Annotated in this window: 9 protein-coding genes; 5 read left to right on the top strand and 4 right to left on the bottom strand. The window is 58.6% G+C overall.

All coding sequences use genetic code 11. The annotated features are described in order from the left end of the window. Positions 1-154 precede the first annotated feature (154 nt). The 3 genes from HMPREF3130_RS02960 to HMPREF3130_RS02950 all read right to left on the bottom strand — a co-directional run bounded on the left by HMPREF3130_RS02960 (position 155) and on the right by HMPREF3130_RS02950 (position 3,184). Complete coding sequence (locus HMPREF3130_RS02960) at positions 155-1,084, bottom strand: alpha/beta fold hydrolase (protein WP_049193820.1); 930 nt, start codon at positions 1,082-1,084, stop codon at positions 155-157. 185 nt (positions 1,085-1,269) lie between these two features. Continuing rightward, positions 1,270-2,700 (bottom strand): adenylosuccinate lyase, encoded by a 1,431-nt coding sequence (purB, locus tag HMPREF3130_RS02955; RefSeq protein WP_070429295.1) that lies wholly within the window; start codon positions 2,698-2,700, stop codon positions 1,270-1,272. A 34-nt stretch (positions 2,701-2,734) separates the two neighbouring features. Further along, on the bottom strand, positions 2,735-3,184 hold the full coding sequence (locus HMPREF3130_RS02950; protein ID WP_049172172.1) for a MarR family winged helix-turn-helix transcriptional regulator: 450 nt from the start codon (positions 3,182-3,184) through the stop codon (positions 2,735-2,737). Positions 3,185-3,443: 259 nt separating this feature from the next. Here HMPREF3130_RS02950 and HMPREF3130_RS02945 point away from each other — a divergent pair, with 259 nt between their 5' ends. The 5 genes from HMPREF3130_RS02945 (at position 3,444) to HMPREF3130_RS02925 (ending at position 8,174) form a co-directional block, all read left to right on the top strand. After that, positions 3,444-4,724 carry an MFS transporter gene (locus HMPREF3130_RS02945; RefSeq protein WP_070429294.1) on the top strand — a complete coding sequence of 427 codons (1,281 nt, stop codon included), beginning with the start codon at positions 3,444-3,446 and terminating at the stop codon, positions 4,722-4,724. A gap of 120 nt (positions 4,725-4,844) precedes the next feature. After that, a complete protein-coding gene (locus HMPREF3130_RS02940) occupies positions 4,845-5,573 on the top strand; it encodes an amino acid ABC transporter ATP-binding protein (RefSeq protein ID WP_042388208.1) in 729 nt (242 codons plus the stop codon). 15 nt (positions 5,574-5,588) lie between these two features. Further along, entirely contained in the window at positions 5,589-6,530 is a 942-nt protein-coding gene (locus HMPREF3130_RS02935; RefSeq protein ID WP_070429293.1) for a glutamate ABC transporter substrate-binding protein, read from the top strand. A gap of 19 nt (positions 6,531-6,549) precedes the next feature. Continuing rightward, complete coding sequence (locus HMPREF3130_RS02930) at positions 6,550-7,236, top strand: amino acid ABC transporter permease (protein ID WP_042388211.1); 687 nt, start codon at positions 6,550-6,552, stop codon at positions 7,234-7,236. Beyond that, positions 7,236-8,174 carry an amino acid ABC transporter permease gene (locus HMPREF3130_RS02925; protein WP_016421416.1) on the top strand — a complete coding sequence of 313 codons (939 nt, stop codon included), beginning with the start codon at positions 7,236-7,238 and terminating at the stop codon, positions 8,172-8,174. The genes HMPREF3130_RS02930 and HMPREF3130_RS02925 overlap by 1 nt, the downstream gene beginning before the upstream one ends. A gap of 216 nt (positions 8,175-8,390) precedes the next feature. Here the strand turns inward: HMPREF3130_RS02925 and HMPREF3130_RS02920 are convergent, their stop codons facing one another. Beyond that, positions 8,391-10,202, bottom strand: coding sequence for a BCCT family transporter (locus HMPREF3130_RS02920; RefSeq protein WP_083276330.1), 1,812 nt, complete (start codon positions 10,200-10,202; stop codon positions 8,391-8,393). Positions 10,203-10,404: the final 202 nt, after the last annotated feature.

The raw sequence follows: 10,404 nt of genomic DNA, 5'->3' as shown, positions 1-10,404 counted from the left end.
GGCCATTTTTGTCATAAACGCAGTCAGTAACTTGCATCGCCCTGCCGCCGCTGACATAAACGCAGTCAGTAACTCGCATTGGGATAAGTAGCAAAAGATGCCCACCGGTCGACCCGCCGAACGGGCATACTTTTTGTCTATTAACCAGCTCCCCCTAGCGGGACTCCAACCACGCCACAATGTCGGAGTAGACCTCTTCCTTATTCAACTCGTTGAGAATCTCATGGCGACCATCCGGATAGACCTTAAAGCGCACGTCCTTCTTGCCCGCGTTCAGGTATTTGCCCACGACCTCAGTCACACAGGCAGCGCCACCCGCCGGATCAACGGCACCGGAAACCACGAAAAGCGGCAGCTCATCAGGCGCTTTCTCATAGGCTTCAGGCGAGTTCGCGTAGTGCGTGCCGACGAGAAGGTCGCGGAAAAAGGCATTGGTGGGAACGAAACCACACTTGTCGTCCGCAATATAAGCATCGACAATCTTGTGGTCGCGGGTGAGCCAATCAAACTTAGTGCGGCGCTCAAAGTCCTTGTTGTAATCAGCAAAGGTGAGAGTGTTGAGCAGCTTGCCCGGCGCGGTAGGACGAATCTTAGCCAGCAGGTTTGCCACCTTCATTCCCGCGTCGCCCTTAGCCCCTGGCCACGACACAGTGCCCATGATAATGACACCGGTGAGCCCCTCGCCGTACTTGGCGATGTAGTTACGAGTCAGAAGCGACCCCATGGAGTGGCCGAGAATATAGTGCTTGCTACCTGGGAATTCTGCATCAACGTACTGGCGCACCGCGTGGAGGTCTTCGAGAATCAGGTTCCAGCCACCGTAGTCAGCGAAGAAGCCCGGGATGCCAGCATCCGTCTTGGTCATACCGTGGCCGCGATGGTCGTGCGCGACGACGGCATAACCCTGGGATACGAGGTACTCGGCGAACTTGGCGTAGCGGTTGGCGTACTCGACCATGCCGTGGACAATCTGCACCACTCCCTTAGGAGTAATGGGCGCGCCCTTGTCATTTTCTGGAACCCAGCGCAGCACATTCAATGTGGCACCTGGGCGAGAAAGCGAAGTCCTAACAGCCGATGTCACGTCGGGCACCTTTCGAGTAGAGGTTTCGATGCTTATCGCTCATCGTACCGAGGAACTTGGCTGCTCACTGGTGCTTTCGTCAACAAACAAAGAAAAACTCTGCCACCAACGTGACAGAGTTTTTCAAGGGACCTTACGTCTTTACGTTTTTTCGTTTACGTGTTTCGCGCGTGACGCTCGCGAAGCTACAGAATCTCGCCCGGCTTGTAGGCCGCGGCCTCTGGGTACTTGTCCACGACAGCCTGCACACGTGCAACTACGCGGTCAACCTGGGATTCCGCGGCACCGATGAACGCATGGCGGTTCGCCAGAGCGTCGGCAAGCCCTGCGGCATCCAGCGGGAAACGCTCATCTGCAGCGAGACGTTCAGTGAGATTCTGCTCAGCACCCTTTTCGCGCATATCCAGTGCGGTGGCGACGGCGTGCTCCTTGATGATCTCGTGGGCTTCCTCGCGGCCCATACCAGCGCGAACGGCTGCCATGAGGATCTTGGTGGAAGCCAGGAACGGCAGGTAGCGCTCCAGCTCACGGTCGATCATGGCCGGGAATGCACCGAACTCGGACAGGACGGTGAGGAAGGTTTCGAACATGCCGTCCATGGCGAAGAAAGCATCCGGCAGTGCAACGCGGCGAACCACGGAGCAGGAAACGTCGCCTTCGTTCCACTGAGTACCGGCGTATTCGGAGAGCATGGTCATGTAACCACGCAGGATGACCTGGAAACCGTGGACGCGCTCACAGGAGCGGGCGTTCATCTTGTGCGGCATGGCGGAAGAGCCGACCTGGCCTTCCTTGAAGCCCTCGGTGACGGTCTCATTACCGGCCATCAGGCGGATGGCGGTGGCCAGCGACGCCGGGCCTGCGCCCAGCTCGACCAGTGCGGACAGAGCGTCGAAGTCGAGGGTGCGCGGGTAGACCTGACCAACGGAGTCAAAGACGCGGTCGAAGCCGAGGCCTTCAGCGATTTCGTTTTCGAGGGAGGCCAGTGCGGACTCATCACCGTCAAGCAGATCCAGCATGTCCTGGGCGGTACCCATCGGGCCCTTGATGCCACGCAGTGGGTAGCGGGAAATCAGGTCTTCTACGCGCTCGATGCCCAGCAGCATCTCGTCCGCAGCAGAGGCGAAGCGCTTACCCAGGGTTGTTGCCTGTGCGGCGACGTTGTGGGAGCGACCTGCCATCACCAGCGACTGGTACTCGGAGGCCTTTTCCGCAGTGCGGGCGGCAACGGCAACGGCCTTGTCGCGCACGACCTTCAGCGACTGCAGAACCTGCAGCTGCTCAACGTTTTCGGTCAGGTCACGCGAGGTCATACCCTTGTGAATGTGCTCGGTGCCAGCCAGGTCGCAGAACTCTTCAATGCGAGCCTTCACATCGTGGCGAGTAATACGCTCACGGGCGGCAATGGAGTCGAGGTCAACCTGGTCGATGACCTTCTCATACGCCTCGATAGTGCCCTCCGGCACCTCAATTCCGCGAGCGACCTGAGCCTTCAGAACGGCAATCCAGAGCTTGCGCTCGAGGATGATCTTGTACTCAGGGCTCCACAACTCAGCCAGAGTCGCAGAGGCGTATCGGTTAGCAAGGACGTTTGCGATCTTCTTTTTCTCAGCCACGCCCTCAAGTATTCCATGACCACTGCATCCGCGGTTATCTAGGCCATGGATGACCACGCATTTCTTCCACGCCCTCGTTGAATTTGCGCATCAATCGCACGAACTCCGCGAGCTCCGAGTCTTCCCAGCCATGCGTAATGTCATCGACGGTATTCTTACGCGCCTCAATCTCCCGGTGCAGCAGCTCTAGCCCCTTGTCGGTCGCGCTATGCACCTTCGCGCTTGACGACGGCGCGGACCTCTTCGCGATATACCCCTGCCGCATGGCGGCGGCCAGCTGGCGATGCACTGTAGAAATGTCCAGCCCTAGTGCATCGGAGAGCTCGGCGACTGTCATATCCGGCTGTGCTTCCAGCCTAGCCAGCAGTGCTGCGGCGGAGCGATCCAACAGGATGTCCTTACGATGTGGTCGGTAGCCGCTGGAGCTCACCCGGGATAGCAGCATGTTCTCGTAAACGAGCGCGGCCAGGTCGTCGTTTCGCACGGTGGCAGTCAATCCTCTTGTCGCCTTTATGTCGGCCCTTTAATGGGCCTGCGGGATGTATCTGTTTGCTGAACAGCCCCTATTCTAGCGCGCCACGGATGCGGTTAAGGCCGAAAAAGCACATTTGCATCATACAAACCAATTGTTATAATTCGAGCCCTAACTGCATTTTTGCATGATACAAATGCCGGAAAGCAGTTTCGCCAAAGCACTAATTCCACGATCGTTTTCAAACGAGAAAAGAGACCGTATCTTCAGCATGACAACGCATACGACCACACAGAACAGGCACAAACAGAACGAGCAGGACGAGCAGCACGGGCAGGACAAGCTCTTCTCCCCCGCGTTCATCATCAGCTGGCTGATTAACTTCAGCATGTACCTGGTGTTCTACCTTTCAATCACGGTCATGGCGCTCTACGCCGTCCAGCGCTTCTCCGCCTCCGATGCCGCCGGTGGCTTCGCCGCCAGTTCTTTCGTGGTCGGCGCCACCATCGCTCGTCTCTTTTCCGGCTACTTGGTGGACACCTTCGGTGGTCGCAGAATCATGCTTGGCTCGCTCGCTGTCATCGTGGCAGCCTGTGCCGCCTACCTGTGGGCCGCATCCCTGCCGATCCTGATTGCAATCCGCATCATCCACGGCCTGACCTACGCATTCGCTTCCACCGCCGTGATGGCCGCCGCCCAAACCGCTATTCCGGCTTCGCGGCGCGCAGAGGGAACTGGCTACATTTCGCTCGGCACCACCCTGGCCACAGCGATTGGCCCAGCTCTCGGCCTTGCCCTTATTGGTTCGGTCGGCTACGGCGTCCTCTTTGCCACAGCCCTCGGCCTGTCCATTGTCGGACTGGTGCTGGCGCTCGTTCTGCCACAACCCAACGAGCCTGCCACTGTGGCAACCAAGGACGAGGCCACCGAAGACTCGTCGGCAAGCGAGACGAAGCGCACGTTTTCCTTCGATGACATCATGACGCCGAGAGTGGTGCCAATCGGCCTGTTCATGCTGCTCGTCGGCCTGGCGTATGCGGGCGTGATTACATTCCTGAACCGATACTCGCAGCTGAGCGGCCTGACTAGGGGCGCCAGCTTCTTCTTCATCGCCTATGCGGTGGCGATGATGGCGGCGCGTTTCTCACTGGGACGCCTACAAGATCGCCGCGGCGACAACCCCGTCATCGCCATCGGCCTGGTGTGCTTCACCATCTCACTGCTTGTTCTGGCTTTCGCTAGCGCTGACTGGCACGTTATCGCCGCCGGTGCGCTCTGCGGCCTGGGCTACGGCACGCTGATGCCGGCCTGCCAGACCATCTCTGTGCACCTGGCGCCGGCGCACAAGTTGGGCACGGGCATCTCGACGCTGCTCTTGCTTGTCGACGCGGGCATCGGCCTCGGCCCAATCGTGCTTGGTTCGGTAGCCGCCACTATGGGCTTCGACAAGATGTACGCAGGCCTGGCGGTCGTGGTGGTTCTCGCGGCCGTCTTCTACTGGTTCGTGCATGGCCGCAAGCCTGTTGCGAGGCGCCATCGCGTGGATCTTTAGAACTAATTGGTGTGCAGTCACTTTTTACAGGTGAATATCGGACAAGGAACACCGATAGCAGTTATGTGTCGTGAGTCACCTATACTTTCCCCCATGACTGAATCATCCACACCACAGAGCATGATTTCGATTGCCGAGGTGAACAAGCACTACGGCGATTACCACGCTTTGCGCGACATCAACCTGGAAATCCCAGCTGGCCAGGTCGTAGTTATCCTCGGCCCCTCCGGCTCTGGTAAATCCACACTGTGCCGAACCATCAACCGCCTGGAAACCATCGACAGCGGCGAAATTCGCATCAACGGCAAGCTCCTTCCCGAAGAAGGTAAGGAACTCACCCGCCTGCGCGCTGAGGTCGGCATGGTCTTCCAGCAGTTCAACCTCTTCAGCCACATGACCATTCGCGACAATGTCACGTTGGCCCCACTGAAGGTCCGCAAGATCTCCAAAGCCGAGGCCCGCGAGCGTGCGGACAAGCTGCTCGCCCGTGTCGGCATTGCGGAACAGGCTGACAAGTACCCGGCGCAGCTCTCCGGCGGTCAGCAGCAGCGCGTCGCCATCGCACGCGCCCTGGCCATGGACCCGAAGGTCATGCTTTTCGACGAGCCCACCTCCGCGCTCGACCCGGAAATGATCAACGAGGTCCTCGATGTCATGACCGACCTGGCCAAGGGCGGCATGACCATGGTTTGCGTCACCCACGAGATGAGCTTCGCCCGCCGCGTGGCCGACCGCATCCTGTTCATGGCCGACGGTGCGATTGTCGAAGACACCGACCCGGAGACCTTCTTCACCAACCCGCAGAGCGATCGTGCCAAGGACTTCTTGGCCAAGATCGTCGGACACTAGGCGGGGCTGGTCACCATGAAGCTTTCACTATTACGAGGAGGCCGGGGACGCAGTCGCAACCAGGGCCGCCGAGGTGTCGTCGGCAAGCGAGTTGCGGCGGCTGTCGTAGCTGTTGCCACGACAATGAGCCTCGCGGCCTGCGGTAGCAGCGGACCCCGAAACCTGCTGGCCGATATCGAAGCCGGGCACGTGACACTGGGTACGAAGTTTGACCAGCCGGGTCTCGGCGAGCGCACCCCGGACCGTGAGTTCGCGGGCGTCGACAACGATGTTTCCCGCTACGTCATTGAGTACATCGCCAACAAGAACGGTTGGGATGTGCCCGAGATGGAGTGGCGCGAGACCCCGTCCGCTCAGCGCGAGACGCTGATTAACAACGGCGAGGTCAACATGATCGCCGCCACCTACTCCATCAACGCTGGCCGCCTGGCTGCCGTCGACTTCGCCGGCCCGTACCTGGTCACGCACCAGGCACTGTTGGTGCGCGGTTCCGAGGGTATCCAGGGGCTTGACGACGTCGCCCCGGGCACTCGCCTGTGTTCTGTATCCGGCTCCACCCCAGCGCAGAAAGTCAAGGACGCTCTACCGGAGGTGCAGCTGCAGGAGTTCGATACCTACGCCGCGTGCGCGGAAGGTGTGAAGCAGGGTGTCGTCGATGCCCTGACTACCGATGCAACTATTCTCGCGGGCTTCGCCCAGCGCTACAAGGAGCGCTTCGGCGACGACTTCCGCGTGGTCGAGCTGCGCAACCCCGATGGTTCCTACTGGACCAATGAGTACTACGGCATCGGCCTGCCCAAGGGTGATGATGCCAGCCGTGAGGCCATCAATGAGGCGCTGGAGTCGCTGTACGACACCGGTGAGCTTCAGAAGATCCTGAAGAAGCATTTGGGCGACAAGTTCGAGCTCGACGACAAGCCGGCAATCGGCGATCTGTCGTTCGTAGAGAAGAAGTAGGAAGGGGTGCGAGCAAACAATGAATCCAGAACTATGGAGTGAAATGGGGCCGGAACTGCTTCCGGCTTTCTGGGTAACCATCAAACTGACGATTGCTTCGGCAATTGGTTCCCTGATTTTTGGCACGCTTCTCACCGCTATGCGCGTGAGCCCCGTGGGAATCCTACGTACCCTGTCGACCTGGTACATCAGCATTGTCCGCAATACCCCGCTGACGTTGATTGTGCTGCTGGCCTCGATGGGTCTCTACTACAACTTGGGGCTGCTGCTGGCTGCGGAGAATGACTCCTTCATTGTCAAGCAGAACTTCCGTCTCGCGGTGTTGGCGTTTGTTGCCTACACCTCGTGCTTCGTTGCGGAGTCCCTGCGCGCCGGTATTAATACTGTGCCGTTCGGTCAGGCCGAAGCCGCCCGCTCCCTGGGGCTTAGCTTCGGCCAGAGCTTCCGCTACATCATCTTCCCGCAGGCGTTCCGTGGCGCTATCGTGCCGCTCGGCAACACCCTGATCGCGCTGACCAAGAACACCACGATTGCCTCGGTAATCGGTGTGGCTGAAGCGTCGCTGCTGATGAAGACCATGACCGAAAACTACGCCAGCGATATCCTGATTATCTTCGGCATCATCGCTGTCGGCTTTATTATTCTGACTCTGCCGACCGGCCTGTTCTTCGGCTGGGCTGGCAAGCGATGGGCGGTGAAGCGCTAATGGCTACTCGCGCAACAGTTCTTTACGACGCGCCGGGCCCCAAGGCTCAGCGCTTCAACCGAACCCTCACCTGGATCGTGGCCGCAATCACCGTTGCGATTCTCGCCTGGGTGGGAATGAAGCTGGCCGACAAGGGCCAGTTCGAGGCCAATAAATGGTCGTTCTTCCTCGAATCCACAACCTGGACCACATACATTCTGCCCGGTCTGGTCAGCACCATTGTCGCGGCTGTCGTCTCTATTGTGTTGGCACTGGTTATTGGCGCTCTCCTGGGCGTCGGCAGGCTGAGCCCGGTCGCACCGGTGCGCTGGCTGTGCTCGGTGATTGTCGAGTTCTTCCGCGCCATTCCGGTGCTGGTGCTCATGCTGTTTGCCTACTCGGTGTTCGCGCTTTGGCAGCTGTTTCCGTCGAACTACCTCGGCTTTGCCGCCGTTGTGTTTGGCCTGACCATGTACAACGGCTCCGTCATTGGCGAGACACTGCGCTCCGGCATCGAGTCGCTGCCGAAGGGCCAGCGTGAGGCCGCGATTGCGCTGGGTCTCTCCCACCGCCAGACGATGGTCACTATTTTGCTGCCGCAGGCAGTCGCCGCCATGCTGCCGGCGATTATCTCGCAGATGGTCATTGCGCTGAAGGACTCCGCGCTGGGTTACATGATTGGCTACGTCGAGGTTGTCCGCTCTGGCCGCCAGCTTGGCGAGTACTACGGCGCCATGATTCCATCGCTGGTCGTCGTGGCGATCATTCTCATTGCCATCAACTTCGGCCTGGCCAACCTTGCCGAGCGTATCGAAAGCCAGCTCCGCGCCGGCCGCGCCCGCCGCAACATCATTGCGAAGGTCCCGCATCAGCCTGATGTCGGTGTCACCACCAAGGACCAGGCCAACGTGGATTGGCACGATGAGGACTACAAGGACCTCCGAGGCACCTACGAGTAGAGCTAATCACGGCTTAACGCCACACTTGCTTTACGACGAACACAGCGACGCCGCCCACGGAAACTGCTAAAGGTTTCCGCTGGGCGGCGTTTTTATTTGGCTACAGCCTTTGCCTTCGCTCTTATCGATGCACTACTCACTGATGGCCACGCTACAGCGCACCGATAGGTGAATAGCGTGGCCACAAGTGCCGGGCACTACTGCGACCGTGCTCTACTATGACTCAGACTTCGTCCCCGACTCCTCTGGGCTCTCCGATTCCGACTTTTCGCCAGACTCAAACTCACCTTCAACGACCACATCGGACTGAATAACCAGACGTCCCTCTTCATCGTGGGTGTACTCAAAGCGCGGCAGCTCATTGCCCTCTTCGTCGTAGCCCGGCGCGGGTGCGGCTTCGTGCTTCTCCAACTTCTCTGGAGTATCGGTCTTCTCCCACTGGCGGGTAACCGGCTTGCGCACTGCCATGTGGTCATCACTCATGCCTTTGACCAAGGAGTACATCATCACAAAGTGGAGGAAGAAGAACGGTACACCGATGACGATCACCGCAGATTGCAGCGCTTCCAGTGCGGTTTCACCAGAAATCAGCAGCAGAGAAGCTGCCACTGCACCAATCATGACGCCCCACAGCACGCGGTAGAAGGTCGGAGTCTTGTTTTCCTCACCGGTAGACATCATGTCCATCACCATCGAAGCCGAGTCGATGGAAGTGACGAAGAAGATCATAATCACAAAGAGCGCAAACACACTGACAAGCGTTGCCAACGGGAACTGCTCCAGCAGGATAAATAGAGCCGGCGAGGGATCCCCTCCTTCGACGACTGGTTCCGTCAGAATGCCCGGCTGCTCATTTTCCAGTTCGAAGCCAGCGCGGCCGAAGATAGAGAACCACATGATTGACACGATTGTCGGCAGTGCAATCACACCGGCAATGAACTGACGCACAGTACGGCCGCGGGAAATACGGGCGACGAACATGCCCACAAATGGCGACCAGCAGATTGTCCAGGCCCAGTAGAAGACCGTCCAGGCGCCCTGTTTCCAATTCGGGTTGACGTCGTAGGAGTCAGTCCAGAACATGATGCGAGGCAGCGCATCCAAGTAGACACCTGTCGTATCGACGGTCTGGCGCAGCAGCGTCAATGTCGGGCCCATGAGCAGCACGAAGACCATCAATGCCATGGCGGCCCAAATGTTCGCATTGGACAACACCTTAATACCTTTGTCCAGACCGCGGGCCACGGAAATCGAGGCAATCACAATAATGATGGCAATCAGAATGAGCTGCACCATCGAGCTTTCCGGGGTACCGATTACACGTGCAGCACCGGAGTTAATCTGCAGCGCACCCATGCCCACCGATACCGCGATACCGACGACGGTACCGATGATGGCGACGGCGTCGATAAGCTTGCCCGGCCATGAGTAGATGCGGGTACCGAGCAGCGGCGCGAAGATGGAGGAGACGCGCGGCGGCAGGTGACGCTTGTAAATGAAGTACCCCAGCGCGAGCCCCGGCAGCGCCATGATGACCCACATGTGAATACCCAGGTGGTAGATGGTAAATGCCATCGCAGTGTTCTGAGCTTCGCGGCTCATCGGCTCTTGACCGAACGGCGGGTTGTAAGCGTGGTTGAGCGGTTCAGCCACACCCCAGAACATCAGCATGGAGCCAGTACCACCGGCGAAGAGCATGCCGAACCACTCGGCGATGGTGTATTCGGGCTCTTCGTCATCATCGCCAAGCTGGATGCGTCCGTAGCGGGACACAAACAAGCCGATGAGGAAGATAAAGCTTGCCGAGACACCACCGATGAACAGCCAGCCCATGTTAGACGTAACCCAATCGGAAGCGGCCGAGTAGGCATCCCGAGCGGTATCCCCCAGCGCTATGGTCACTGCCACAAAGAGGACAATGAAACCCATCGCCGTCGTGAAGATCAACGGGTCGGTCGGCAGGTTCTTAAGAAAACCGCCCGACTTCTTTTCTTGCGTTTTTACTTGTGGCGTTTGTGTAGATCCCATTATCGGGGTCAGCGCCTTTCACTTCTAGATTGTTTGTCTCAGAAAAGACAGCTCGGAAGACACATTCCTCCCAAGTCGGTTATCTACGTTACAAAAGGAAGCCCAGTCATTCTCAATAACTAAGCCTTTGTTCTGTAATTGCGACTTTTTCCTTCGAGTTCACGCTGGTTTAACTGAACGTCAAAGTGGAAAACCTATCGTT

The sequence above is a fragment of the Corynebacterium sp. HMSC14B06 genome (assembly GCF_001807075.1).
Lineage (GTDB): Bacteria > Actinomycetota > Actinomycetes > Mycobacteriales > Mycobacteriaceae > Corynebacterium > Corynebacterium jeikeium_D.
The sequence above is the reverse complement of the archived record's forward strand: the minus strand, read 5'-3'. Positions and strand labels throughout refer to the sequence as shown.